We start from the raw sequence: 25,513 nt of genomic DNA on the forward strand, positions 1-25,513 counted from the left end.
CGCGCGAGTCGGGCGGATTGTGTCTGTTTTCTTTGTCTATTGTATATCTCTTCCTCGATTTTTCAAAATGTCGGTCTGCTGCAGCCGCTTGATCACCGCTGCAAGCCCGATCTCTTCCATGGACGCCAAGCGAAAATCGTGCGTTCCGAACGTTAACAAGCCCGTTACGGCGTTCGGCACAACTACGCATCGCATGCCCGCGCGATAAGCCGCCAGCGCGCCGTTCGGGGAATCCTCGAACGCCACCGCCTCGTGCGGCTGTACGCCAAGCGCCGCGAGCGCCTTCAAGTAAAGCTCCGGGTCGGGCTTTACCCGGGTAACGTCGTCGCGCGTCCGGATGCATTCGAAGTCATCCAGCAAACCGTACGCCTTTAAATATCCCGTAACCCATTCCCGCGTCGAACTGGAGGCTAGACCGATCCGCAACCCCAGCCGTCTCGCCTCCTTCAGATAAGACCGCACCCCGGGCCTCACGTCAGCTTCGGCCATCCTGGCGTCATAGGCCTGCTTGCGCATCGCACGGGCCGCCTCGCGATCATACGTCCGGCCGATCTGCCGCTCCAAGTCGTCATAAGGATTAAAGGCGTCCGGTCCCGTACCGATGCAGTGCCCCCATACGTCGATGGTCAGCTCGCCACCGTGATGGCGGTACATCGCTTGAACCGACTCAAAATCCGCCGTTTCCGTATCCACGATCAAGCCGTCAAAATCGAATACGACTGCCCGAATCATGACCGCACCTCATCCCGCATTATGTAATGTATCGTACTACGATTGGCGGATTTTGCCTAGTGAACATTCCGTTTCTACCCATTCTCGCCGTGCCGGAGGACGCAAAAAAGGAGCCGCTTGTCTGAACTGCACCCCAATTGTTAGACACACATCTAACAATTGGAGGTGCTTTTCTTTTGGCTAAATTTACAGCAGCAGAAAAAATAAAAGCGGTCAAACGATATTTAGAAGGACATACAGGTTATCAAACAATCGCACAGGAAATCGGTGTACATGTTAGTAAACTGCAGTATTGGGTGAAAAAGTATCAATATCATGGAGAAGGGGCCTTTATAAAAACCTATACAAAATACACTGCCCAATATAAACTAGACGTAATTAACTATATGAACGAACACGGGACGTCCATTATTGAAACGGCAGCGAGATTTAACTTGTCTTCCGAATCGATTCTTTGGAATTGGCAAAATACCTTAGACACACTAGGCTGGGCGGCCCTGGAATCAAAGAAAAAGGGGCGTCCAACGATGAAAAAAGATAGTCAGAAACCAACAAACAAAACTGCACCAGCAGAAGGTTCAGCAGAGGCTTTGCAAGCAGAATTAGAGCGTTTACGTATGGAGAATGCTTATTTAAAAAAGTTGAATGCCTTAGTTCAAAGCAAGGAAAAATCACCAAACAAGACAAAGCGCAAGTAGTCTTTGAATTAAGGCATGAATTTCCGGTGAAATCAGTACTCAAGCTAGCAGGGATTCCACGTAGTACATATTATTACTGGGTGAAAAACTTTGGGAAATCGGATCAAGATGTCGAGTTAAAAAAACAGATCCAATCCATCTTTGACGAACATGAAGGGCGTTATGGTTATCGTCGTATTCGGGATGAATTGGTGAACCGTGGTTATATAGTGAATCATAAAAAAGTACAGCGAATCATGAAAAAATTGAGCTTGAAGTGCGTTGTCCGTATGAAAAAATATCGTTCTTACAAAGGGACAATAGGTAAGATTGCCCCCAATCTCTTAGACCGTCAATTTACAGCGGAAAAACCAAATAAGAAGTGGGTAACGGACATCACAGAGTTCAAATTATTTGGCGAAAAACTTTACCTGTCACCTGTTTTAGACTTATTTAACGGAGAAATTATTGCGTATACAATCGCTTCAAGACCAACCTATTCCCTCGTCTCGAAGATGCTGGAGAAGGCATTTGAACGACTGTCAGAGAACGATGTACTCCTCCTGCATTCCGATCAAGGCTGGCATTATCAGATGAAGCAATATCGTCAAGCCTTACAAGAAAGGGAGATCACGCAAAGTATGTCCCGTAAAGGCAATTGTTACGACAATGCGGTAATTGAGAATTTCTTTGGTATATTGAAATCCGAATTCCTCTATCTAAAGGAATTTGAAAGTGTGGAACACTTTAAACAAGAATTAGCGAAATATATCGATTACTATAACCACAAACGAATGAAGGCAAAATTAAAAGGCATGAGTCCAGTTCAATACCGTACGCATGCCTTACAAGCTGCCTAATAACATAACCTTGTCTAACTTTTTGGGGTCACTTCAGTCCGCGACTCCCCTCCTTCATTCCGCTCACCCGCCGGCTATGATTCAAGCTTCCACTGCAGCTGTCGATAATTTTTTCTTATACACCCATTTCGAAAGCGTAATGCTGAATTCGTATAAGATCAGCAGCGGAACCGTTACCAAAATGTCCGAAATAAAATCCGGAGGCGTAATCATAACCGAGATGACGATAAGCGTAAAATAAGCCACTTTCCTCGCCTTGGCAAGTCGCACCGGGTTCAATACTCCGATTTTCGTTAAAAACATCACCACGACCGGCATTTCAAACAAAAAACCGAACGGCAGCGTCAAATTCAGCATAAACCGGAAATATTTATCTGCCGTATAGAGCGTGTTGACCTGCCCGGCCGCCATGTTCTTCAGGAAGGAAAGCACCATCGGGAACAGGACGAAATAGCCGAAGCCAATGCCTGCGGCAAACAGAACGGCGAGGGCGGGGATATATCCGAGCGCCGCTCTGCGCTCTTCCTCCTTCAGCGCAGGCTTGACGAAATGCCAAGCCTGCGTAGCGGCTACCGGAATCGTCACAGCAATCGCGAAGACCCCGGAAATCATCACATACACCCATAGAATGTCGGTCGGACCGAGGATGGTCAGCTTGTCTCCCAAATCGCGGACGAGCCAGTTATAGATCGGCTTCGCGTATAAGAAAGCGGCAATCATGGCAACAAGAAAGGCGACGAGCGTGATGACGATTCGTTTGCGCATTTCTTCCAGATGACTGAAAACGTGCATTTCATTATTTTTCATCGTAAGGGTCTCCCATAATGAAGCTAGCTTCCGGCAGCATGCGGTTACCGGAAGCCAAACGTATAATGCGGATGGAGTTTAGCTAACTTTGTCTGCGTTGAATTGGGGTTTCGTTTCGGAGACCGCTGGCGTCTTGTCATGGACGGTCGGTTTCGACGCTTCGGAAACCTCCGGCTTCTCGTCTTCGCCGCCTACCAGGCTGCGGGTGGCGCTTTTAAACTCGCTCAAGGTGCGTCCGAAGGCTCGGCCGAGCTCCGGAAGTTTGGAAGGTCCGAAAATGATGAGCGCTATAATTAAAATAAGAATTAATCCGGGAATCCCGATATTGCCGAATGGCATGTTGTCATCTCCTTTGAGGTAAAACGCCCATTGCGGGGCCCGCCGGCCTAATGGATGGTTACGTCCGGCCTGCGGGCTTCACATCGGACATTTACGATCGAGCACTTGCAAGTTACTGCATCTGCATAAATCCCGGATTAGCCGAGCTTGAAGCCGCTGATCGCTACAACGCCGCAGCGAGCTTTGGTGTCGCCTTGGCGGTGCGGCCACAGGCTGGTCGGCTTCGCCAAATCCGTTGTGTTTTCGCCCGGATGCTGAACGGAGAGGAACAGCGTTCTTTCGTCCGGCGTGAAGAAGGGTCCCGTCAATTCCGCATCCGTAGGGGCAGAAGCAAACTGCATCGCTTGCGCTTTGGCCGCACCGTGGGTCGGAACGACGAACAGCCCGTTGTTCATGAATGAAGTATGAACCCCTTTGTGCATGCTGCTGGTGGAGATGTCCGTCACAACCCACAGGTTGCCGTTCGAATCGAACGCAAGGTTGTCCGGCGAGCTGAATCCGGATTGACGTCCGCCTGCAATGAAAATTTCAAAATCGAACTCCGTCGCGCCGAGATCGTTGCCTTTCTCGAAAATACGCGTGATATGACCGTGAATGTTACCATGGTTGTCGTTGTTCGTATGACTGATGAACACCGTATTGTCGAACGGCGAAATTTCCACATCTTCCGGTCGGTCGGTCGGCGTACCGCCGAGGATCAAGGCCGCTTCGTGCACGTTGGTTACCACATCCGCTTGGCTTTGGAACATGCGTTGCAGTTCCTCTCTCGTGCCTTTAACGCCTGCCGGCGCTTTGAATTTGGCGTCGCCGATGACTTTGGACAGCGCTTCGTACGTAACGGCAACCCACTTCCCGGATTTCAGGTTGGCTACATATAGCGTGCCGTCTGCCAGCAGCTCGGAGTTTTGACGGCCGCTCGCCGGCACGTATTTGCCCTTCGTGACGAATTTATACACACAGGCATCCTTCTTATCGTCTCCCATGTAAACGACGACGCGGCCGTCGGCCGTCAAACCCATAGCCGTATTCTCATGGTTGAAGCGGCCAAGCGCCGTGTGCTTCTTCAAGAAGCTGCCGTCGAACGGATCGATTTCTACAACCCAGCCGTAGTGCGTCAGAGGCAGACCGGCTTCCGTCGCCAGCTCGGAGAAGTTCTCTTCACAGGACAGAACCGTATTCCAGAGCGTAACGCCTCCGGAGCAGTTTGCGAACGTGCCTTGGGCGGTGCTTGCGTTTTTCAAGATGGCGGAACTTTTGGCAGGACCGGTGAATTCGAATTTGGTAAAACCGTTGATGCGGCGGGCATGTTTGGAAGTCGTGTCCATTTTCCATGTGCCCTTGTCGTCCTGGAATACTTCAATAACGGACATTCCTTGGTAGTACAGGTCTTTATCCGTTTGTTCTTTCGATTTCTTGCCGTCCTTCACCGGACCGAGCGCAAAAATGTTCGTATATTCGTGGTTATTCACAAGCAGCCCGCGCGTGTTGGAACCGTCAATCGGGAAGTAGGCGTTGTAATCGGAGCCTTGTCCGAATTTTTCGCCAGCTGCGTTGATTACATCGTCGAATGCCGCCACAACGTCGTAACGGTACCCTTTCGGAAGCAACAGCTGGTCTTCTTTGGAAGCCTGAATCGGTTCGAAATAACCGCTGACTTTATTCGTCTTAAACCCGAACAGGTGGTCGGCCGTCGGGGACATCGCGGAAGCTTTGCCTTCCAAGACGCCTAATCCGGCGGATGCAGCTGCCAGCGCCGCCGCCCCCGTACCGAGATAAGATAGAAATGTCCGGCGATCCATGTTTTTCTCCATATGTACACTCCCTATACTAATATAGTATATCCATAGATAAGCATAAGGAACAAAAATCAACAGAAGATTAGGGCCAAGTGAAGGTTTTGTAAAGGGAGAGGATGGGTTAGGCACAAGCGAGTACAGGGATTGTTCGTGGAGGGGCCATCGGCGGCGGACAACGGCGGCGGACAACAAAAAAACTCCCTGCGGCGGATCATGCTCTCGCATGACCGGCAGGGAGTTTGATTACATACGGATTCCCGACGGATTATGACTTCGGTTCGTTCTTCTTGTTGTTCTCTTCCTCATTCTCGCCGGATCTTAAACCTCGCGTCGACTCTTTGAACTCGCTTAACGTACGACCGACCGCACGGCCAAGCTCGGGGAGCTTCGACGGCCCGAATAAGATCAGTATAACGATTAAAATAAGTAAAAGTCCGCCGATTCCGATATTGAACGGCATGTTCGTCACCCCGTTTCTGGGACTATCCTTTCCTTGCATTATACCAAGTCCGCGAGCGAAAAGAAACTTTCAGTTTGGTCCACTGCCGCCTAGCGCTGCAGTTCGTACCCGAGCGAAAGCTGGACCTTGTCCCACTGCCACTTGGCGAAAGCCAGCGTCTCCCGGCTGCGGTGCCAGGACATCATCAGCACGCTTGAATCCATCGGCGAAGCCTGCGGCCGCTCGAAGCCGAGAAAGCGCGCAATGTCGAGGGCGCGTACCGCATGATAGCGATGCGTAATAATGACCGAAGACGTCCATCCGTGCTCTTTCATAATCGCTTGGCTGAATTTCAAATTCTCATAGGTGCTGCGTGCTTCGTTCTCCAAGTAAATGTGGCCCTCCGGAATGCCCTGCTCCATTAAATAATTGCGCATCCCTTCGGCTTCGGTCAGCGTAGACTTCGGCGTGTCGTAGCCGCCGCTGACAATCACCTCGGTAATGACGCCGCTGCGGTACAGCTCCACCGCCCGGTCCAAGCGCTCCTTCAACGCAGGGCTTGGCGCCGTCTGCCAAAGCGAGGCTCCAAGCACGATGCCAACGTCCTGCGGTGGCAGCTCCCGATCGGGCAATGTGGCCATGCGAACCTGCACGACGCCAATCCATAGGACGCCCACAAGTGCAATCGCCAGCAGCCAGCGGCCGCCCCGTATCCAGCGATCCTTTCGTTTCATCGCCTTCCGGCGTCGTTTCTCTTTCATTGCAATCAGTCCCTTACGATTGTTCCCCCTACTGCGTCAGAAAGCGTCGTACGGCTTGAAACACCTCAGCCGCTTCGGGCTCGAGACAAAGCAAATGCCGGGACTTCGGTACATACAGCAGCTCTTTCTCGCCTTGGATACGGTTGTAGATATAGCGGGCGCTGCGCGGATGAACGATCTGGTCCTGACGCCCTTGTATAATTAACGTAGGGACCGAGATGCGGTTCAGCTCATGCCGCTTCGCAAACCGGGCCAATTTCATGAACTGCACCGCAGCGGGCAGCGGCACGCGTTTCACCCGCTGCCAATGCTCCCAATCGTGGGTACGCATCCGGTCGACCAGATCCCGCATGAACCGAACCGGGCTTATGTAAATCGCAGCGGCGCTCAGCAGCACCAAGCGGCGGATCGGGAAGCGGTTGGCCAAATATGCGGAGATCAGTCCCCCCATCGAGAAGCCGATCAGATCGACAGACGCATAATGCCGGCTAAGCCGGCGAGCCTCATCGGCGGCCGCATCCAGCCAATCCTGCCACGTGGAGGCCGCGAGACCCAGCAGCTCCGGATCGTGGCCGGGCAGCGTCGGGACATGACAATCATAACCGTATCCTTGCAAGTAATCCGCCAGCGGTTGAACCTCGTAAGGTCCGCCGGTAAAGCCGTGCAGCAGCAAGCACGCGCGTTCCTCGGCCATATGCAGGTCTCTCCTTTCATTAGACGAATGTATCCGGAATATGGTTCCCTCAGTCGAAACAAAAAGCAGCGTGGATTTCCACGCTGCCTGACCATCCCGTTACTTTTCAGTAATCGTGACCGACTGAATGACGACTTTCTCCTTCGGTTTGCTTGGCGTTGGCTCAGAGCCTTGCTCGACCGGTGTGGCTGCAATTTTTTGCACGGTGTCCATACCTTCGACAACTTTGCCGAAGATCGTGTAGTTCGGCAATTTATTCAAGCTCTTGCTGTCTTCGCCAGTGCAAATGAAGAACTGGCTGCCGTTCGTATTCGGACCGGAATTGGCCATCGCTACGATCCCGGGCTCGTATTTGTAAGGCGACTTCAGTTCATCCGGGAATTTGTAGCCCGGACCTCCCGTCCCGTTGCCGAGCGGATCTCCCGTCTGAACCATGAACGATTGAATGATCCGGTGGAAGGTGATGTTGTTATAAAAGCCTTCTTTCGCCAAAAACACAAAGTTGTTTACCGTTTTGGGCGCATCCTTGGCAAACAATTCGATGACGAACGTCCCCTTGGACGTCGTGACCGTCGCTGTGTACGATTTGTTCGCATCGATCTTCATCTCCGGAGGCGACGACCAGGTTTTCTTGCCCGGTTCAGACGTCGTACCGGTTGAAGCATTCGGCTGGGCGGACGGATGGCTCGCGTTCGAATTGTCGGCGGGCGCCGGCTTCGTGCCGCATCCGGCCAGCATACCGGCAACCAGGCCCGCCGCGAGGGCTGTACGTATCGTTTTTTGCGCAATCTTTGAAATCATCGTTTGGTTCATCTCCATCTGCAGCTATTGGAATCACGTTACGGCATGATTATACTACACCGGAACTCGGAAAATAAAATATTCAAACTGCAACCCGGGGTCACACCCCTTGTTATGGGGAACGCTGCGGCAGCGCGGGACTTCCAAACGTGCCGCCGGTATTGCCGCCGACTGCCGGGTCCGGGGTTATCGGCTGCCCGCCAGTTGGATTTGAGGCTTCTCCGCCGCCGGGCTCGTTCCCGGGCGTCGTACCGCCGGCTCCACCCGTCCCTGGGGGTGTGCCGCTTCCGGCGCCGGCTCCCGTGCCTCCGGTACCTGTTCCCGCGCTCGTCCCCGTCCCAGGCTTCGATCCACCCGGGGTTGTCGTACCGCCGGGCTTACCGGTTCCAGGCTGTTGTCCCGAACCGGCTCCTGTTCCGCCATTTCCGTTAGTTCCGCCCGGATTATGTCCGGTACCGGTGCCCGGCTGTCCGGCTTCCGGCGCGTTCGGATCAAGCGGCTCGCCGTCGTTTTCCTTACCTGGCTGTTGCGGATTTGACGAATCACTGACCGTTACGCTGGCTATGTTCGAGCGAGCGCCAGCCACGTTGTTTTCCGGGTTAAGCGGAACGACCGTATACTCGTACGTATTCGGCTGAATAGCCGAAATATCGTTGACCTCGGTCACCGTTGTCGAAGTGATCGGCTCGCTCGGAAACTCCTGCATTTTGCTGTCCTTACGGAATACCTGGTATACGACGCCTTCGCCGACAGCGGACCAAGTCAGCTTCACCGATTTCTTCTCGGCGACGAACTCCGCTTTCAGATCGCCGATTCCTTTTGGCGGTTCATCCATATCCGCTACACCGCTAGGCTTGACGAATTTCGTTATCGGCTTTTTGGCCAGCGCCTTCTGCATGACTTCCTTGAAGATAGCGGCCGGCGCGCCGCTGCTCATCGAAACATAATGCTTCGCATCTGTTTTATCGAAGCCCATCCAGACGGCGGCCGTCCATTCCGGCGTGTACCCGACAAACCAGAGGTCGCGGTTATATTTCTCGAGACCTTTAAGCTCGAGCTGCGTCGAACCTGTTTTCCCCGCAACCGGGCGTTCGAACTTCGCCGCCGTACCGGTGCCGCCGGGCTCCAGGACGCCTTGCAGCAGTTGGGTCATGTACCAAGCCGTCTTGGCGCTCCAGACGGGAGCCTTCTTCTCCGCCTTGAAAGCCGCGCGCTCTCCGCTGTCGTCCATAATTTTAATGATTGCGTGCGCTTCGACGACGTTTCCGTTGTTCGGAAATGACGTATACGCCTGCGCCATTTGCAGCGTCGTAACGCCTTTCGTCAAACCGCCTAAAGCAATGGCCAAGTTATTATCCGCTTTATCGAACGGGATGCCGAGCTTTTCGACGTACGACTTCGCTTTGCTTATGCCGACTTGGTTTAACACCTCAACGGCCGGAATATTCACCGACTTCTTGATCGCTTCGAACATCGTCACCTGGCCGCGGTAGACGCCGTCCCAGTTCCGCGGCGAATAACCGTTATACGACTTTTGTTCATCCGGAAGCTTCGAATAAGGCGAGAACTTGCCAAGCTCCAGGGCCGGCGCGTAGGAGATCAAAGGCTTGAACGCCGACCCCGGCTGACGCGGCTGGGCAACGGCCCGGTTCAACCCGCGGACTACATAATCCCGCCCGCCGATCATCGCGACGATCCCGCCGTCTTTGTTATTCAAGATGACCATGCTGCTTTGCATCTTCTGAGCAGGTCCATCCTTTTGGAAAAATTTCGGGTTCGCATACGTTTGTTCCATGATCGCCTGCGCATTCGGGTCCAGATTCGTATAAATTTTGTAGCCGCCCCGCAGCAGATCGTCTTCCTCGAAGTTATACTTTTCCTGCGCCTCCCGCAATACGTAATCGATATAGGACTGGAATTGATCTTTCGCTGCGCCGGCAGGCCGTTCATAGTCGTGTGCGGCCGCTTCCGCCCGCTGCGCTTCCGTGATATACCCTTGGTCGTACATCAGCTTCAGCACGACGGCCCGGCGTTCCTTGGATTTGTCCGGATTCGAGATCGGGTTGTACGTATTGGGCGCCTTCGGCATGGCCGCCAGCGTCGCGACCTCCCACAGCTCCAGCTTGCTCAGGTCGGACTTTCCGAAATAAATTTTCGAGGCCGTTTTCACCCCGTAAGCCCGGTTTCCGAAATAAATCCGGTTCAGATAGTACGTCAAAATCTCGTCCTTCGTCTTGTTTTGCTCCAACGCCATCGCAATCGACATTTCCGTCGCTTTACGGAAGAACGTTTTGTCCGCGCTCAAGAACACGTTTTTCGCCAACTGCTGCGTAATGGTGCTTCCGCCTTCGACCATGCTGCGGGCGACGACGTCCTTCACCAGCGCCCGGGCGATCCCGAACAAATCGACCCCGGCGTGCTCGTCGAACCGTTTGTCCTCCGTCGCCACGAACGCTTGTCTCAGCAGCTCTGGCACTTCCTTCGGATCTATATTTTCACGGTTTTCCACCTTCAGAACGCCGACTTCCGCCCCATTGATATCCAGAATATGCGACGCTTCATCAAACTCAAGCTTATCCAGGTTTTCCTGCAATATTTTATTTCCGTTTAATATGACGAAAATGTAGACCCCCATCGCACAAATCGCAGCTAATGCTCCGGCAATGAACATGCCTAAGAATACTTTGCCTGTCGTCATTTTCTTCTTCTTCTTTTTCAAGCCGCTTGACGTCTTTCTCTCCTTCGGCGCTTGGTTCGGTGTCTTTTTGCTTGATCCCGTCATGCCCCGACTTCCTTTCCTTATCTGTGTCACAGTCCTATTAACCTGCGCAAAGCTGTCTTAAACAAAGAAACAACCCGGAAGAATCGGGTTGTTCTTTCGGTTTCTATGCAATTAGACGCGATTCGAACCGGAAATGTTGCTTCCGGCCCCAACCCTGGGTCAAGTACCCTGCGTATGAATAGCGGGCAAAAGCCGATTATTCGGCGTTCTGCTCCTGCTGCTGCATCAACGATACGGCGCGCTGCGGGGTAAACGTAGAAATCGCATGCTTGTACACCATTTGCTGGCGACCTTCACTGTCAATGATAATGGTAAAATTATCGAACGCGCGAATGACTCCGCGGATTTGGAATCCATTAGTCAAATAAACGGTGACCGGAATGTTCTCCTTGCGCAATTGGTTCAGAAACGTGTCTTGAATGTTGATCGACTTGTTCATCAATGGGCCCCCTCAGGTTTAGTTAACGGGTCAAAGTTAATTTAGTTGCTATTATACCACGAACGAATTGCAACTGGGTAGAAAATTCTCCCATTTGGCTCATATCCACCCATTCGATATCTTTCATCCGGCGGAACCACGATAGCTGCCGTTTGGCAAAGTGGCGGGTGTTCTTTTTTAAAACGTCGATTGCTTCGTTCAGCGTTGCTCGGCCTTCCAAATAGGAAACAATTTCTTTGTACCCCAGCCCTTGCATCGATAAGGACGAAGGATCGACGCCTTGGGCCAACAGGCCACGAACCTCGTCCACCAAACCTTGTTCGATCATGAGATCGATTCTCTCTTCAATACGTTTATATAGTAAAGCTCTATCCATTGTCAACCCAATGATACACAATTCGTAAGGCGTTACCCTTTTTTGGACCTTCAGCCGGTCGGAAAGCCGTTCTCCGGTCACTTTATAAATTTCAAGCGCCCGTATGATCCGCCTTTGATCGTTCGGGTGCAGCCGTTCCGCCGATTCGGGATCGACTTCCCGCAATCGGGCATGCAGCGCATCAGCCCCATGGCGCAAAGCAAACGTCTCCATTTCTTCGCGAAACGCTTCGTCCGAGCCGGCTTCGCTGAATTGGAAATCGTAACAAACCGATTCGATATACAAGCCCGTGCCGCCCACAATAAACGGAAGCTTCCCGCGGCGGTCGATATCCCGGATCAACGGCACGCACCGTTCCTGAAACTCGGCGACCGAGAACGGCTCTTCCGGCTCGTGAATGTCGATCAAATGGTGCTTCACCATCGCGCGTTCTTCCGGGGTCGCCTTCGCGGTCCCGATATCCATCCGCCGGTATACCTGCATGGAATCGCCCGATATAATCTCGGCGTCGTACATTTGGGCCAGCGTCAGGCTGAGCTTCGTCTTGCCGACCGCGGTCGGTCCTACTAGCACGAGCAGCTTCGGCTTGCGCGCAGGCGCCGGATTTGTGCCGTCTCTCTCTACGAACATCGTATCACTCCATAAGCAATTTTCGTCGAGGAGCGATGAGCGACGGCAAAGCCGAGCCGCTCGAACTCCATGCTGTCGCGGTGTTCCTTCATGACGACGCAGCGCCGCGACACGCGCTTCGCTTCGGCGACCGCCTCTTCCGAGAGCGCCCGGTCGTCGGCAATTCCCCGAATCGCGCGGATCGAGTTCGATTCCGTGATCGGCTTGCGGAACATCGGGTCGAAGTATACGACATCGCAGCTATCGTCCGGTAGTCCGCGCAAATAGGTCAAATGATCGACCGGATGCACCTGGATGCGTCTCATCGCTTCATTCAAACCGGGCACATCGGAATGATAGGACTTTAAGCCCTCTGCAAGTAAAAAAGCAGGGATCGCCGCACTTTCGAGCGCTACAACCGTTCCTTCATCGCCGACCGCAAACGCGAAAACGATCGCATCGGAGCCGAGTCCGGCCGTACAGTCCACAATCCGGTCGCCGGGACGAACGCCGGCCAAAGCGAGCAGCGTATCAGGCTCGCCATTGCGCAGCCGCTTCACGCGGACGGCCGCCGTGCTCGGGTGAAAAAAGAGCGGCTGCCGGCCGTCGTGATGATACTCAAGCCGCTCCTTCGAAATGACTAAAATATCCTCGTCCCCGAATCGGGCGCGCAGTTGAGCCAGCGTCATTTGGCGGCGCTGCAGGCAGCGTCCGCCGAGCGTTCCGGCCAGACGCCGGGCCTCGGCAAGCTGCGCGGCGTTCGGGTCGTAGGAAGTTGTGACGAACAAAGCTACATCACCCTTTTGAACATTTTCTCCAATTCATAAGTCGAGAAGCTGACGACGATCGGCCGTCCGTGCGGACACGTGTACGGATTTCGGCATGCGGCCAGCCGGTCGAGCAGCACTTCCATCTCGAGCGTACCCATAGTTTGATTCGCTTTGATCGATGCTTTGCAGGAGCACATGATGGCGGCTTTCTCGCGGAATTTCCCGATATCGACGCCCTTCCTCTCGTTTAACAGCCATTCGATCATCTCTTCGATCAACGCCTGCTCTTCGCCGCGCGGCAGCCAGTGCGGGTAAGCGCGCACGAGAAACGAGGAGCCGCCGAACGGCTCAAGGTAAACGCCGGCCTGCTCGAGCTGGCCCAGCTTGTCCTGCAGACGTCCGGCTTCGGACGAAGTCAATTCCAGCGTAATCGGGACGAGCAGCTCCTGACTCGCTTCCGCCGGTTTTCCGAACAAATCGTAATAATGCTCGTAATTGATCCGCTCATGCGCCGCATGCTGATCGATCAGGAACAGCCCTTCTTCGTTCTGCGCGACGATGTACGTCCCGTGAAGCTGCCCGATCGGGTCCAGCTTCGGGAAGGCCGGCAGCGCCGGAGCGGCTTCGCCGGCCGGGGTCAACGAGCGCAGCAGCGCCTCGGACGCGGCCGCCGTCTCGCGCTGGGTGAGCGGGACGCGCGGCGCAGCGGACGTTCCTGGCGTACGCGGCGAAGCGGCTGCCGCTTCGCCGGTCGCCGGTCGCGCGGACTGCGTTCCGTATGCCGATTCCGCCCTGCCCGCGGCAGGCGGCGCCGTGAAGCCCGACGCACCGTTCGCTTCACGCCAAGACGTCGCGGCCGCGCGGCGGCTTTCTTCGAAGCTTCGCTCCGGAATGTCCGGACGCCCCGCATTCCCTGCTTCCACCGCGTTCTCCGCCCGGTTTCCCGCCTGCTCCGCAGCGGTAGAGGCCGCTTGCGGGCGGTACAGCTCAAGCTGCTCTTGAATCACCGCTTCACGCGGCTTCTTCACCGCTCCCGCCTGCGGGATCAAGCGCTGCTGAGCCAAGACGCCGCGCGCCTCCCGCTCGACGAACTGCATCAGCTCCTGCTCCTTGCTGAAGCGCACCTCCAGCTTGGCCGGATGCACATTCACGTCGATGAGCGTCGGGTCCATTTGCAGATGCAGCACGGCAACCGGGAAGCGGTTGATCGGCAGCAGCGTGTGATAACCCTGCAATAGAGCCTGCGCAAGCGTGTAGTTGCGGATGTACCGGCCGTTGATGACCGTCGAGATGCCGCCGCGGTTCGCGCGGGTCATCTCCGGCTTCGAGATGAAGCCGACGAGCTTGTAATCGAGCGTTTCGCCCTCGATCTTCAGCATCGTGCGCGCTACCGCCGTGCCGTAAATGGCCGCGATAGCGTTCAGAAGGTCGCCGTTGCCGAGCGTTTGCAGCAGCGTGTTACCGTTATGCTTCAGCGTAAATGCAATGCCCGGATGCGCCAGCGCCAGCCGGTACATATAATCCGTCACATGGCCGAGCTCGGTTTGAATCGTCTTCATATACTTCAACCGGGCGGGTGTATTGTAGAACAGCTCCCGCACCGTAATATCCGTCCCCCGCGGAGCGGCGTGATCGGTCTTGCTCACCAGCGTTCCGCCTTCGATGACGAGCCGCGTGCCGAGTCCGGTCGTATCCGCGCTCGTCAGCAGCTCGATCTTCGCGACGGCGGCGATACTGGGCAGTGCCTCGCCACGAAAGCCAAGCGTTCGGATCTCGAATAAATCCTGGGCTTTCGCGATCTTGCTCGTGGCGTGGCGGAGGAAAGCCGTCTCGCCATCCTCCGGGTCCATGCCGGAGCCGTTATCCGCGACGCGTATCAAACTGAGGCCGCCCTCTTCAATCGTCACGTCAATCCGGGTGCCGCCGGCGTCAATCGCGTTCTCGACCAATTCCTTCACAACCGACGAAGGACGCTCGACCACTTCGCCGGCGGCGATCTGGTTGGCGATATGCTCGTCTAGAATGTTTATTTTTCCCATGACCGAGGCTCCTTAACCCTCTATCTCACTTGCTTGTGCTCAGCTTCAGCGTCTGTCCGTTGTCGCTCCACTCTAGCGAAGAGAACGCCTCAGCCGCCTTCGCGGCGCTGACATAGCTTGTTCCTTCGCGAAGCAGCACGTCCCCGTCCGCAGGCGTATACGAGGTTTGGTCGTCCGCTGAAGTAATCTGCACCGAACGGGACGCTTCGTTCCATTCCACCTTGGCGCCAAGGAGGGCGGCCAGAACGCGGGATGGTACGTACGTTTGTCCGTTCTCGCGGACGACTTTGAACGTATCCACCACGTCTAATCCGTTCACGGACATACTGATTCGTTTCAATTCCAGCGTAATCGATTGAAGACCCGCGGTGCGGAGCGCCGTCAGCAGCTCCGGCACTTCTCCGCCTTCCACCTTCACGTCCGGCTCCAAGCCGACGCCGTTCACTTTGCGCAGCTTTGGCGTCAAATACTCCTCGACCGTCACCTTTAAAGCGCCGCCGGATTGAAGCGGAACCACCTCTTGTACACTGCCTTTGCCGTATGTTTTCGTTCCTATCACCGTAATCGCCTTGTAATCCTGCAGCGCCCCCGTCAACACCTCCGAAGCGCTGGCGCTGTTGCCGTTGACGAGAAAATAGACCGGGAACGGCTGCGTCTCGCCGCCCGAGAAGGTCACCGGTTCGTCGGTATTATTGCGGTTTTTCGTATGAATCAGCGTACCTTCCTTGACGAACAGTCTTGCCAGTTGCTGCGCCGTTTCCAGCAGGCCTCCCGGATTGTCGCGCAGATCGACAACCAGGCTCTTCAGCTCGCCGGGGGCCTGCAGCCCATCCAGGAACAACGCCGTCATCTCGTCGGCATCGCTGGAAAAGCTCAATATACGAACATAGCCCACGCCCTGGAATCGGTTGGCGATCACGACCGGAACTTGAATCCGTTCGCGCTTCACGGTCAATTCCGATGTCGCGCCGTCGCGTACGATTTGCAGCTTCACCTCAGTGCCCGGCTCGCCCATGATTTTGGCCGTCGCCTTGTTCAAAGGAACGCCGACAGCCGATTGCCCGTCAATCCCGACGATCACGTCGCCGATCCGAATGCCCGCCGCTTGCGCAGGCCCCTCGAACACTTGGGCGATGTAGATGCCGTCGGGCTGCTCGCTGACGCGAACGCCGATCCCGACATATTGATTAGCTATGGAGGATTCGAATTCGGTCAATTGCTCCGCCGTAAAGTACTGCGTATAAGGATCGTTCAAAGATTCGACCATCGCCTTGATCGCGGCATCGGACAGCTTCTTGGCGTCCGGCGCGCTGACATGGTTTTGTTCAAGCAAACTCAGTACTTCCTTCGCGCGGTCGGCCGCGCTCAAACTCTCTGCCGCTGCGAGCGCAGGCTGGGTTGCAGGGACTAGTAGAGATAACGCGAGTACGGAGCTGACGGCATGACGCCACAGTTTGCCTTTATGCTTGATGTTCATCGGAATTCCTCTTCTCTTCGGAATGGTTTAGTTGTTCGTCAGCTGCTTCTTCAATTCGTACAAAAAGTTCATCGCCGCCATCGGCGTCATATTCATTAAATCCGCGTGACGCAGCTGCTCGAGCACTTTGTCGGATTTCCCGGTTTTCTTCGCCGATTTATCAGTCTCCGGGGATTCGGCCGGGAACAAGCTCAACTGGATCGCCGGGCCGGCCGCCGCTTCCGGTGCTGCCGGCGCAAGTGCGGTCGGCGCAGACGCCTCCGGACTGGACTCGACGGCCTCTCGGACAAGCTCCGCTTGCGGCTTGCGGGAAACAGCGGTCGCAGCAGCTTCCTTGCCCGCCGTGCTCTCGGCATGCCCTTGCGCCAGCTCGGCGCGAGTCTCGAATGCGTTCAGCAGCTCGTACGAGCGCTCGATGATCGAGTTCGGCAGTCCGGCGATTTGCGCGCAATAGATGCCGTAGCTGGTGTCGGCGGCGCCGCGAATCAGCTTGCGCAGGAACGTCACGTTCTGTCCGCTCTCCTTAACCGCCATACAATAATTGCGTAAATCCCGAAGGCTCTCTTCGAGATGCGCGAGTTCATGGAAGTGGGTGGAGACGAGCGTCTTGCAGCCGATGTTGTCGTGCAGAAACTCGATGACGGCTTGCGCGATCGCCATCCCTTCGCCGGTCGACGTGCCGCGCCCAAGCTCGTCGATGATGACAAGGCTCCGCGAGGTCGCCTTCTCGGTCATGATCTGGATGTCCATCATCTCGACCATGAACGTGCTCTGGCCGCCGATCAAATCGTCCGCCGCCCCGATGCGTGTGAAAATCCGGTCGACGATCGGTACGACCGCCCGCTTCGCCGGCACGAAGCACCCGATCTGCGCCATCAAGCCGATCATCGCCACTTGGCGCATATAGGTGCTCTTCCCGGCCATATTCGGCCCGGTGATCAGCAGCATGCTGCCGCTCTCGCGCGTCAAGGCCGTATCGTTGGCGATGAAGACGCCGTCCTCCAGCACCGCCTCCACGACAGGATGGCGGCCCTCCTCGATCTCCAAGCCGTAAAACTCGCCGATCGTCGGGCGCGTATACCGCTGTGCGGCGCTGACGTGGGCGATCGACTGGTACACGTCGATCGTGGCGATCCGCTCGGCCAGCTGCTGCAGCCTCGACAATTGTCCGACCAGCCGGTCCCGCAGTTCCGTGAACAGGGCGTATTCGAGATCGATCATGCCCTCCTGGGCTTCCAGAATGAGCGCTTCCTTCTCCTTCAGCTCCGGCGTTACGAAGCGTTCCGCATTCGCCAACGTCTGTTTGCGCTCGTAACGGCCTTCCTCCAGCATCGACAAGTTCGATTTGGTCACTTCGATGAAATAACCGAACACTTTGTTAAAGCCGATTTTGAGCGATTTGATACCGGTGCGTTCCCGCTCGAGCCGCTCCAGCTCGGCAAGCCACTGCTTCCCGTTCGTGCTCGCCTCGCGCAGCTGGTCGAGCCGCGCGTTAACGCCCGCGCGGATCATCCCGCCGTCCCGGACGGAAACCGGCGGCTCGTCCTGGATCGTGTCGGCGATCCAGCTCATCAAGTCTTGGCAAGGATCGATGCCTTCCGCCAAAGCTTTCAGCGTCGCCGAACCGCTGCCCTCGCACAACTCACGCAGCCGGGGCACCTGCTCCAGCGACGCCCGCAGCGCAACCAGATCGCGCGCGTTCGCGCTGCCGTAGGCGATCCGGGCGGTCAACCGCTCCAGGTCATACACTTCCTTCAACGATTGCCTCAGATCGTCGCGCAGCATCAACTGGTTATACAAGCGGTCGACCGCTTCCAGCCGCTCTTCGATCAAGCTTGCGTTCATCAGCGGCTTTTCGATCCAGCGCTTCAACAAACGGCCGCCCATCGCGGTCACCGTCTTATCCAGCAGCCAGAGCAGCGACCCCTTCTTCGTCCGGTCCCGAACCGTTTCCACCAGCTCGAGATTTCGCCGGGTAAACGGGTCCATCACCATATATTGGTTCGGCTCATAGATGCGGATATGTTTGATGTGGCTGAGCGAACGTTTTTGCGTCTCCTGCAAGTAGCCCATCAGCACGGACAGCGCTTCTCTCCCGCCGTCCGGCAATGCGGCGAGCTGCTTGTCCGAGAAGTAGGCGGTAATCGGCTGAAGGCCCGCCGCCGCGAGGCTCTCTTCCGACCTGACCGTCATAACGGCCGTCCGCAGCATCGCTCCCCCGCCGCTTTGAATACGCTCCAGCACCTCCGCTGCGCCGAGCAGCTCAGAAGGGTTGTAGACGTTCAGCTCATCCATCAGCCGCTCGAAGGACCCGGTTAACCGGGTGACGTAAAGCTCGCCGGTCGAGATGTCGCAAGCTGCCAATGCAAAGCCTGCCGCGTCCGACTGAACCGCGGCTATGTAGTTGTTGCTCGTCTCGCTGAGCGAGCGGGCGTCCATCACCGTGCCCGGCGTGACGATCCGCACGATTTCCCGGCGCACGACCCCTTTCGCTTCCGCCGGATTCTCCACCTGCTCGCATATCGCGACCTTATACCCTTTCTCTACCAGCCGGGCAATATAGTTTTCTGCGGAATGATAGGGAACGCCGCACATCGGAATGCGTTCCTCCATGCCGCCTTCCCGGCCTGTCAACGTAATTTCCAGCTCGCGCGCAGCTAGTACCGCGTCTTCGAAAAACATTTCATAGAAATCGCCTAAACGAAAAAACAAAAAAGCGTCCTTGACCTCCGCTTTAATGGCAAGGTACTGCTCGATCATTGGCGTATATTTGGCCATACTCCATCCTCCACGCTCTACGCTTTACGGGGAGACGAAAGCGCGCGCACCTGCAGGCTGCAGCCGGACGCCGCGCTTCGCCTCGTAAGTTATCTATGATTATATCATGAAAAGATAGAGAACACCCGTTTCTTACGAGCGCGTCGTTATTTTCCACTTGGGCCTGATGTCTTCCCGTTCGTTCCAGGCCTTCATCTGCAGCATCATGCGCCATAGGGGCAGCAAATACGACTCGTGCTCCGCATACCCCGGCAGCTTCTCCATATCCCGCCACAATCCGGGAACGAGCGGACGAATGCGCGCCTTGTCGCCGCGGTAGTACGCTTTCACCACCTCCGGTTCGCTCAGCGGCCGCTGCTTGAGCTGCGCGTAATGCTCGGCAATCAGCTTGGCGAGCGCCAGCACGCCTTTGGCGACGGACGGCGACACCATCCAGCTCGGCAGCACGCGATATTCGAAGCCGCCGTGCCGCTGCCGCCGGAAATCGCCGAGAAACCCGTACTGCGGCTTGCGCGCCGCCGTCGTCTCGCCCTCAACCAGCGTCAGCGGAAGGGCCAGGTAATTGTCCAGCGCGCGCAGTAGACGGACATCCAGCTCAACTCCGCTGAAATGAATATGCCCGCCGAGCGGAAAGCCGCGAACCGGCATGCCCCCCGCCACCCACGCGAGCTCCGGGTCGGTGATCCGCTTCGCCGCAAGCTGGAGCGTCCGGTGCAGATGAACGACCAGCTTGCGCACATCGGTGCTCGGCGCCGGACGCAGCTCGGCCAGCGGATATACTTTACGGCGGCTCGGCAGCACGATCGCGTCACAGCCGAACGGGCCGTCCTTGTCGACGAAGGCCGAGGCGAACTTCACTTTCCCTTGCGCATTCAGCAGCAGAAATTCAGGGTCTGCGCCCAGCATCGCCACGGCCGGAGGCTGCGCCTCGAGCTTCCCGATCCGTTCGTCGAAGCGGTTCATCGCGTCCGCGAACAGCTCCGCCAGCCGCGGCGTCAACGCCGGAACCGGTTCTACGCCGCGCACGGCGAGCGTTCCTGCCGGGCGCACCCCGATGCGCACGACGCCGTAGTCCAGTCCGAGCGCATAGATGCTTTTGACGGCTTCGCGTATCGCACGAACCGCATAAAACCCCCGCTGCTCGAGCCCGATCTCGCTGTAAGCCGTCTCCCGGCGGCTTGTCATCGGCTTGCCCGGTCCAGCCCCCGCGCCCGGATCCGCACTCGCGTCCGCCGCCCCACGGCGGCCCGCATAGAACACCCCGCTCGAACGGTGAAACAGCGTCAGCGCCTGCAAATCAAAGACGGGCACCACAAATTCGTGACTCCAGCGGATTTCCTCGCCCTCCGCTTGCGACTCCTCGTCCAAGAAGCAGTCGATGCCGTGCAGGCGGAGCGTATCGGACAGCCGCCGGGGCTGCAGCGCCGCCAATATGCTTTTTACAGGCTGCAGCGCCTCGGGATTGGTTCCTCCTGTATTCGGGTGATAAGCCCCCCAATGAATGATATACGCCGTGTCCTTCCGTTCGGCAGAAAGCCTCGCTCCGTGCGGAATTCGCAAGTTTTCCAGCAGCGGCTGCAGCTCCGGTTCATGGGAATGAAGCAAAAAGGCGGACATCGCGTCCCTCCCTCGCCGTTACGCACGGCTGGCCAGAATGTATTGCGGCGCCGCCTGCCCATTTTGCCGGCGAACGCCTCGGGAAACAAAAAAGAGGGCTGACGCCCTCTGCCGAAATGACTTCTCCCGGCATATACTGTAGCAAGATCAGTTCAATTCGTCGTCGAGCAGATCCGGATCCAAATCTTCAAAGCCGCCGTCATCGGTGTCGAAATCCACATGCTTATCGTCGAAATCGTCAATGCCGTTCGGGCTTACCACCACGTAAACCTTCGTCTCTGCGATCATTTCGACCTTATACTCGCGCTCTACGCGGATCAGCACCGCAGATCCGTTGGATGAGATGCTGGCTTCCACGCAGTTTGGCTCCTGCGTGGCGGCAGCCAACACTTCGGCCGTCGATGGCTTATGTTTCTTATCCAGATAATGAAGCGGCACAACCTCAACATAGGAGACCGTTTCTTTCGCAACATCCGTTTTTGTATTCCGGTCATAAGAATACCAGATGTTGATATCGTAAGTACCTACCACCTCCACATTCTCCCCAGACTTCACCGCGTCGTATTGGTTGTTGATAATCCAAGCACCCAAAATACTGGTCGGAGCATGAGGCGGAGTGACCGTGTTGGTTACTTGCGAAAATTTACGTCCTTTGCCGCAGACAGCCTTCGTATAGATCTCTCTGACTTGCAAGTCTTTATCTAATGACATCCTTCTAACCTCCTCCATACAATCATTCATTACATTTGTATGCAGGACATTCGTCTAGTGTGATAACTTTTTTTGCAAATGTCAGAGGAGATTAGCAGGGACAAATGCCCCTTGTATTTAGACGCCTACCGGGCGTTTTTCTTTTTTGGCTACGTTTAAATAAACTTTCAGTTCTTCAACCAATTGAAGCAGCGCCGCCCGAATTTCGAATTCCTCTCTTGTCAGCGGAAGCGCCATGCCTTTGAACGATTGCTCAAGCTCAAACAAGTGCCGCTCGGTCCGGCCGGTATAATGCGGCATCAGGACATCCTCGCTTAAGGTTTCGAACACGGTCGCGAGCAGCTCGCCATGCGGCAGCGTCTGGTACACCCGTGCGACGTGCTCCGTCATTCTGCCGATCGCTTCAAGCTGCCGCTCCCTCATGTAGAAATATACGGTCCACTCTGCCCCTTCGAAAATCAACCGGTTATCGCTTTGCCGACGGGCCGCGTCAACCGCTTTATGCAGCAGCTCCTCGGCTTCGAGAAGCTCCCGGCCGCTCCATACGTAGGTATTGTCCCGCAGATGACGGGAAAGCTCGATAAAAATTCGCGAGAACAGCTCTTCCACCTGCTTGCGATACTGGACAAGCTGGGTATGCTCTTTCGGCATATAGACGATATTGATCAGCGTCGCGGTGCCGAGACCGATCACCAGCAGCAGGACCTCGTTCACAATGAGCTCCAGGGTAACCGTCTTGGCCGCAAACACGTGAAACATCACGACCGAGCTGGACACGATGCCGTCCTTCAGCTTCAACCGGCTCAGCAGCGGATATAACGTAAGCACGTACAACCCAATGACCCACACCTGATAACCGAGCGTCCAGAACAAGGCCACGCTGAACAGCAGCGCAAAGACGGATGCCGCAATACGTTGAAGCGATAGCGCAATGCCCCGCTTCTTCGTCACCTCCACGCCCATGATGGCGAGCAATCCGGTTGACAAGGGCGAGCTAAGCCCCAAATATTGAGCGATATAAATCGATAGGATGACGGCAAGCGCCGTTTTGATGACGCGAATTCCCATATTACGGTGTCCACCTTACACAAGAGCCACAAAAGAGCCGCAAAGTCAATTTCCACCATCTTACTCTTTTTCCGGAACGCCGACAACCCGGAGATACCCGCTCAGACCGATCCCCGTCAAGCGGACGCATGGAGGAAGCGCGTGAAAGGGCGGGCCGCCTCGCCGGCAGCCCGCCCTTCCCTGCGGTTTCTCCCCATCGCTCCTCACTGGCGCACCAGCTTTCCTTCCAAGTAGGAGACGGCCTGGTACATAAGCGTCGCCGCAATCGCGATGACCACGACACTGCCGATGACAAGCGTGAAATTGAATACCTGAAACCCGTAAATAATCAAATAGCCGAGCCCTTGCTTCGAGACGAGAAACTCGCCGACGATGACCCCGACCCAAGACAAACCGACGTTCACCTTCAGCGTGGACACAATCGTCGGGTACGATGCGGGAAGAATGACCTTCCGGAACACGGTGCTGCGGCTTGCGCCGAACAGCTGTACGACCTTCAACAGCTGCGGATCAACTTCCTTAAAGCTGTTATAGACGACCAAAATCGTGATAATAACGGTGATGGAAAGCGTCGTCGCGACGATGGACAACGCGCCTGGCCCAAGCGCGACAATGAACAGCGGGCCCAGCGCCACCTTAGGCAAGCTGTTCAGCACGACGATGTACGGATCGAGCACCCGCGACAGAAACGGAGAAAACCACAGCAGCGCGGCGATCGCCGTCCCGACCAGCGTACCGAGCACGAAGCCGACGATCGTCTCCCAGACCGTGACCCCGGTGTGCACAAGCAGCGAACCGTCGGCCGTCTTCTCAAGCAGCAGCGTCCCGATGCGGCTCGGCGAACTGAACAACAGCCCGTCGATCCACATCAGCCGGGCCGCTATTTCCCACATCAGCACGAACATCAGCAGCAGAGCGCCTTGCGTCAACCGGACAAATAGCGACTGCCGCTTTTCCCTTCGCAGGAACGTCTCATAAACCCGGGCAGCAAGCAAGTGCATGTCTTCCGCCCGTTCGTTTACCTCATGGCGTTCCATCCGCGCCGCCCCCTTTCCTCTCCACCTGCTCGAACATCGACCACAACCGCCGGAACAGCTCGTGAAAGCCTTCCTTCTCGCGGGCATGAAGCGGCTGCGCCTGACGAATCGGCTCCGGTACCGTCACATCGGCCAGTACACGCCCGGGATTGGGCTGCAGCACGATGATCCGGTCGCTCATCGCGATCGCCTCGGAAATATCATGGGTAACGAGAACGGCCGTTTTCCCCCGCGCCTTCAACGTGGTGACGATCAAATCTTCCAGCTGAAGCTTCGTCTGATAATCGAGCGCCGAGAACGGTTCGTCCAGCAGCAAAATATCTGGCTCCGTCGCCAACGTCCGTACAAGCGCCACACGCTGCCGCATCCCCCCAGACAGTTGATGCGGGAAGGCGTCGGCGAACTCTGCGAGTCCCATTTCCGCCAGAAGCTCCGTCACATATGCCTGCGACGCCTCGTCTTTCCTGCCCAGCAGCTCCAAGCCGAGGCAGACGTTCTCTTTAATGGTCCGCCACGGAAACAAATAATCGTGCTGCAGCATATACCCGACCCGCGGAGTCGGCCGCTTGATCAGCTCGCCCATGATACTCACACTGCCCGAAGTCGGTGTCAGCAAACCGCTGATCAGCGAAAGCAAGGTCGTTTTACCACAGCCGCTCGGTCCGATAATGCTGACGAACTCGCCCGGCTCGATACGGAGATCGATATGCTGCAGCGCGGCAAATGTGCCTTTCCGGTTGACGTACACTTGCGACACGCCGCTTATTTCAATAGAAGACGCCTTTGTCATACGATTCGGTGCCCTCCTTCTTATCATCTTGCAAAGAAAAGGCGAAAGCTGCCGTCCGCACACTTTCGCCGCCCCTTTGGTTACTTCACGGATTGCTTCGCTTTCTCGGCGAACGTATTATCGACTAACTGCCCGTGATCCGCCCGCTGCTTCAGTTCGCCTGCCGCTTCCATCACATCCTGCAGGTTGTTCCATTCCGCCTGGTCGACGATGCCGTCCGTTGCGAATGAACCTTGATCCTTATACCGTTTCACAACATCGCGGACAACCGCTTTGTCCGTATCCGGGAAGAAGGAAATAATCGCGTCGGCAATTTCGTCCGGGGTTGCCTGCTGCACCCAATTTTGCGCCTGCTGCACCGCATTCGCGAATTTCTGCACTGTAGCCGATTGCTTCGTCAAGTAGCTTTTCTTCGTCATGAATACGGTGTACGGCAGCTTGCCGCTTTCCACCCCGAAGGAGGCGATCACGTAGCCTTTGCCCTCCTTCTCGAACACGGTAGCTTGCGGCTCGAATAATTGTACGTAATCGCCGGTACCGGAAGCGAAAGCGGCAGGAATGTTAGCAAAGTCGACGTTCTGAATCAGCGTCAAATCCGCATGCGGGTTAATGCCGTGCTTCTTCAGCGTAAACTCTCCCGCCATCTGCGGCATGCCGCCCTTGCGCTGGCCGAGGAACGTTACACCCTTCAGCTTGCTCCAATCAAACGCGCCTTCCAGCGGTTTGCGGGCGACGAGGAACGTGCCGTCCGTCTGGGTCAGCTGCGCGAAGTTAATGACCGGATCGGCGCTGCCCTGCTGATGGACATAGATCGAAGTCTCCGAGCCCACCAGGGCAACATCGATACCGTTCGATAGCAGCGCGGTCATCGTTTTGTCGCCTCCCGCGGTCGTCGTCAGATCGATCTCCAGCCCCTGCTCCTTGAAAAATCCTTTATTCACCGCCACATATTGCGGTGCATAAAAGATGGAACGCGTCACCTCGCCCACCCGCACCTTAACCGGCCCCTCTTGCGTCTTTGGACCGCACCCGGTCAGCAGCGCCGTACCGGCGAGTACGAGCGTCAACGCCAAAGCCGCGGCCTTCATTCCGGATTTTAATTTCATAAGCAAGT

The 25,513-nt window shown here is 56.1% G+C and carries 22 protein-coding genes; 1 reads left to right on the forward strand and 21 read right to left on the reverse strand.

Translation table 11 applies throughout. The features are described from left to right. Positions 1 to 36: 36 nt before the first annotated feature. Positions 37 to 732, reverse strand: a complete 696-nt coding sequence (locus tag ACZ439_RS00590; RefSeq protein ID WP_141336259.1) for an HAD family hydrolase — start codon at positions 730 to 732, stop codon at positions 37 to 39. A gap of 176 nt (positions 733 to 908) precedes the next feature. Here ACZ439_RS00590 and ACZ439_RS00595 point away from each other — a divergent pair. Next, positions 909 to 2,269 (forward strand): IS3 family transposase gene (locus ACZ439_RS00595; RefSeq protein ID WP_464620478.1). Its coding sequence is split into 2 segments (ribosomal slippage): positions 909 to 1,365 and positions 1,365 to 2,269, totalling 1,362 coding nucleotides; the frame shifts between segments, so codons are not numbered across the junction. A gap of 81 nt (positions 2,270 to 2,350) precedes the next feature. Here the strand turns inward: ACZ439_RS00595 and tatC are convergent. The 20 genes from tatC to ACZ439_RS00695 form a co-directional block, all read right to left on the reverse strand. Continuing rightward, positions 2,351 to 3,076 (reverse strand): twin-arginine translocase subunit TatC, encoded by a 726-nt coding sequence (tatC, locus tag ACZ439_RS00600; protein WP_127610189.1) that lies wholly within the window; start codon positions 3,074 to 3,076, stop codon positions 2,351 to 2,353. A gap of 78 nt (positions 3,077 to 3,154) precedes the next feature. Continuing rightward, positions 3,155 to 3,415 (reverse strand): twin-arginine translocase TatA/TatE family subunit, encoded by a 261-nt coding sequence (tatA, locus tag ACZ439_RS00605; RefSeq protein ID WP_464620479.1) that lies wholly within the window; start codon positions 3,413 to 3,415, stop codon positions 3,155 to 3,157. Positions 3,416 to 3,552: 137 nt separating this feature from the next. Beyond that, positions 3,553 to 5,226: a PhoX family protein gene (locus tag ACZ439_RS00610; RefSeq protein ID WP_464620480.1), complete on the reverse strand. Its 1,674-nt coding sequence runs from the start codon at positions 5,224 to 5,226 to the stop codon at positions 3,553 to 3,555. A 250-nt stretch (positions 5,227 to 5,476) separates the two neighbouring features. Then, the gene (gene tatA / locus ACZ439_RS00615; RefSeq protein WP_054797403.1) at positions 5,477 to 5,671 is read right to left on the reverse strand and encodes a twin-arginine translocase TatA/TatE family subunit; all 195 of its coding nucleotides are present in this window, start codon (positions 5,669 to 5,671) and stop codon (positions 5,477 to 5,479) included. Between the two features lie 89 nt (positions 5,672 to 5,760). After that, positions 5,761 to 6,411 (reverse strand): YdcF family protein, encoded by a 651-nt coding sequence (locus tag ACZ439_RS00620; RefSeq protein WP_054797371.1) that lies wholly within the window; start codon positions 6,409 to 6,411, stop codon positions 5,761 to 5,763. A gap of 28 nt (positions 6,412 to 6,439) precedes the next feature. Further along, positions 6,440 to 7,105, reverse strand: coding sequence for an alpha/beta hydrolase (locus ACZ439_RS00625; protein WP_054797370.1), 666 nt, complete (start codon positions 7,103 to 7,105; stop codon positions 6,440 to 6,442). Between the two features lie 99 nt (positions 7,106 to 7,204). Continuing rightward, positions 7,205 to 7,906 (reverse strand): peptidylprolyl isomerase, encoded by a 702-nt coding sequence (locus ACZ439_RS00630; RefSeq protein ID WP_127610199.1) that lies wholly within the window; start codon positions 7,904 to 7,906, stop codon positions 7,205 to 7,207. A 112-nt stretch (positions 7,907 to 8,018) separates the two neighbouring features. After that, positions 8,019 to 10,688: a transglycosylase domain-containing protein gene (locus ACZ439_RS00635; protein ID WP_464620481.1), complete on the reverse strand. Its 2,670-nt coding sequence runs from the start codon at positions 10,686 to 10,688 to the stop codon at positions 8,019 to 8,021. 196 nt (positions 10,689 to 10,884) lie between these two features. Then, positions 10,885 to 11,127, reverse strand: a complete 243-nt coding sequence (gene hfq, locus ACZ439_RS00640) for an RNA chaperone Hfq (RefSeq protein ID WP_054797369.1) — start codon at positions 11,125 to 11,127, stop codon at positions 10,885 to 10,887. 22 nt (positions 11,128 to 11,149) lie between these two features. Next, positions 11,150 to 12,133 carry a tRNA (adenosine(37)-N6)-dimethylallyltransferase MiaA gene (gene miaA, locus ACZ439_RS00645; protein WP_141336253.1) on the reverse strand — a complete coding sequence of 328 codons (984 nt, stop codon included), beginning with the start codon at positions 12,131 to 12,133 and terminating at the stop codon, positions 11,150 to 11,152. After that, positions 12,124 to 12,900, reverse strand: coding sequence for a class I SAM-dependent methyltransferase (locus ACZ439_RS00650; RefSeq protein ID WP_127610205.1), 777 nt, complete (start codon positions 12,898 to 12,900; stop codon positions 12,124 to 12,126). The genes miaA and ACZ439_RS00650 overlap by 10 nt, the downstream gene beginning before the upstream one ends. Before the next feature lie 2 nt (positions 12,901 to 12,902). Then, positions 12,903 to 14,921 (reverse strand): DNA mismatch repair endonuclease MutL, encoded by a 2,019-nt coding sequence (gene mutL, locus ACZ439_RS00655; protein ID WP_464620482.1) that lies wholly within the window; start codon positions 14,919 to 14,921, stop codon positions 12,903 to 12,905. 25 nt (positions 14,922 to 14,946) lie between these two features. After that, positions 14,947 to 16,398, reverse strand: coding sequence for a S41 family peptidase (locus ACZ439_RS00660; protein WP_464620483.1), 1,452 nt, complete (start codon positions 16,396 to 16,398; stop codon positions 14,947 to 14,949). Between the two features lie 27 nt (positions 16,399 to 16,425). Then, positions 16,426 to 19,176 (reverse strand): DNA mismatch repair protein MutS, encoded by a 2,751-nt coding sequence (gene mutS / locus ACZ439_RS00665; protein WP_464620484.1) that lies wholly within the window; start codon positions 19,174 to 19,176, stop codon positions 16,426 to 16,428. Positions 19,177 to 19,308: 132 nt separating this feature from the next. Next, positions 19,309 to 20,793: a putative amidoligase domain-containing protein gene (locus ACZ439_RS00670; protein WP_127610213.1), complete on the reverse strand. Its 1,485-nt coding sequence runs from the start codon at positions 20,791 to 20,793 to the stop codon at positions 19,309 to 19,311. A gap of 147 nt (positions 20,794 to 20,940) precedes the next feature. Continuing rightward, on the reverse strand, positions 20,941 to 21,504 hold the full coding sequence (locus tag ACZ439_RS00675) for an outer spore coat protein CotE (protein ID WP_054797650.1): 564 nt from the start codon (positions 21,502 to 21,504) through the stop codon (positions 20,941 to 20,943). 117 nt (positions 21,505 to 21,621) lie between these two features. Next, a complete protein-coding gene (locus tag ACZ439_RS00680; RefSeq protein ID WP_141336387.1) occupies positions 21,622 to 22,572 on the reverse strand; it encodes an aromatic acid exporter family protein in 951 nt (316 codons plus the stop codon). A 203-nt stretch (positions 22,573 to 22,775) separates the two neighbouring features. Beyond that, positions 22,776 to 23,609 carry an ABC transporter permease gene (locus tag ACZ439_RS00685; RefSeq protein ID WP_054797649.1) on the reverse strand — a complete coding sequence of 278 codons (834 nt, stop codon included), beginning with the start codon at positions 23,607 to 23,609 and terminating at the stop codon, positions 22,776 to 22,778. After that, positions 23,596 to 24,399 (reverse strand): ABC transporter ATP-binding protein, encoded by an 804-nt coding sequence (locus ACZ439_RS00690; RefSeq protein WP_054797648.1) that lies wholly within the window; start codon positions 24,397 to 24,399, stop codon positions 23,596 to 23,598. The genes ACZ439_RS00685 and ACZ439_RS00690 overlap by 14 nt, the downstream gene beginning before the upstream one ends. 80 nt (positions 24,400 to 24,479) lie before the next feature. Continuing rightward, a complete protein-coding gene (locus tag ACZ439_RS00695; RefSeq protein WP_054797647.1) occupies positions 24,480 to 25,505 on the reverse strand; it encodes an ABC transporter substrate-binding protein in 1,026 nt (341 codons plus the stop codon). Between the last annotated feature and the right edge of the window lie 8 nt (positions 25,506 to 25,513).

This window comes from Paenibacillus sp. JCM 9796 (assembly GCF_055379675.1).

Excerpts from the sequence above, each read along its gene's own strand:
- ACZ439_RS00590 (WP_141336259.1), bottom strand. The coding sequence starts at position 732 with ATGATTCGGGCAGTCGTATTCGATTTTGACGGCTTGATCGTGGATACG.
- tatC (WP_127610189.1), bottom strand. The coding sequence starts at position 3,076 with ATGAAAAATAATGAAATGCACGTTTTCAGTCATCTGGAAGAAATGCGC.
- tatA (WP_464620479.1), bottom strand. The coding sequence starts at position 3,415 with ATGCCATTCGGCAATATCGGGATTCCCGGATTAATTCTTATTTTAATT.
- ACZ439_RS00610 (WP_464620480.1), bottom strand. The coding sequence starts at position 5,226 with ATGGAGAAAAACATGGATCGCCGGACATTTCTATCTTATCTCGGTACG.
- tatA (WP_054797403.1), bottom strand. The coding sequence starts at position 5,671 with ATGCCGTTCAATATCGGAATCGGCGGACTTTTACTTATTTTAATCGTT.
- ACZ439_RS00620 (WP_054797371.1), bottom strand. The coding sequence starts at position 6,411 with ATGAAAGAGAAACGACGCCGGAAGGCGATGAAACGAAAGGATCGCTGG.
- ACZ439_RS00625 (WP_054797370.1), bottom strand. The coding sequence starts at position 7,105 with ATGGCCGAGGAACGCGCGTGCTTGCTGCTGCACGGCTTTACCGGCGGA.
- ACZ439_RS00630 (WP_127610199.1), bottom strand. The coding sequence starts at position 7,906 with ATGATTTCAAAGATTGCGCAAAAAACGATACGTACAGCCCTCGCGGCG.
- ACZ439_RS00635 (WP_464620481.1), bottom strand. The coding sequence starts at position 10,688 with ATGACGGGATCAAGCAAAAAGACACCGAACCAAGCGCCGAAGGAGAGA.
- hfq (WP_054797369.1), bottom strand. The coding sequence starts at position 11,127 with ATGAACAAGTCGATCAACATTCAAGACACGTTTCTGAACCAATTGCGC.
- miaA (WP_141336253.1), bottom strand. The coding sequence starts at position 12,133 with ATGTTCGTAGAGAGAGACGGCACAAATCCGGCGCCTGCGCGCAAGCCG.
- mutL (WP_464620482.1), bottom strand. The coding sequence starts at position 14,921 with ATGGGAAAAATAAACATTCTAGACGAGCATATCGCCAACCAGATCGCC.
- ACZ439_RS00660 (WP_464620483.1), bottom strand. The coding sequence starts at position 16,398 with ATGAACATCAAGCATAAAGGCAAACTGTGGCGTCATGCCGTCAGCTCC.
- mutS (WP_464620484.1), bottom strand. The coding sequence starts at position 19,176 with ATGGCCAAATATACGCCAATGATCGAGCAGTACCTTGCCATTAAAGCG.
- ACZ439_RS00670 (WP_127610213.1), bottom strand. The coding sequence starts at position 20,793 with ATGTCCGCCTTTTTGCTTCATTCCCATGAACCGGAGCTGCAGCCGCTG.
- ACZ439_RS00675 (WP_054797650.1), bottom strand. The coding sequence starts at position 21,504 with ATGTCATTAGATAAAGACTTGCAAGTCAGAGAGATCTATACGAAGGCT.
- ACZ439_RS00680 (WP_141336387.1), bottom strand. The coding sequence starts at position 22,572 with ATGGGAATTCGCGTCATCAAAACGGCGCTTGCCGTCATCCTATCGATT.
- ACZ439_RS00685 (WP_054797649.1), bottom strand. The coding sequence starts at position 23,609 with ATGGAACGCCATGAGGTAAACGAACGGGCGGAAGACATGCACTTGCTT.
- ACZ439_RS00690 (WP_054797648.1), bottom strand. The coding sequence starts at position 24,399 with ATGACAAAGGCGTCTTCTATTGAAATAAGCGGCGTGTCGCAAGTGTAC.
- ACZ439_RS00695 (WP_054797647.1), bottom strand. The coding sequence starts at position 25,505 with ATGAAATTAAAATCCGGAATGAAGGCCGCGGCTTTGGCGTTGACGCTC.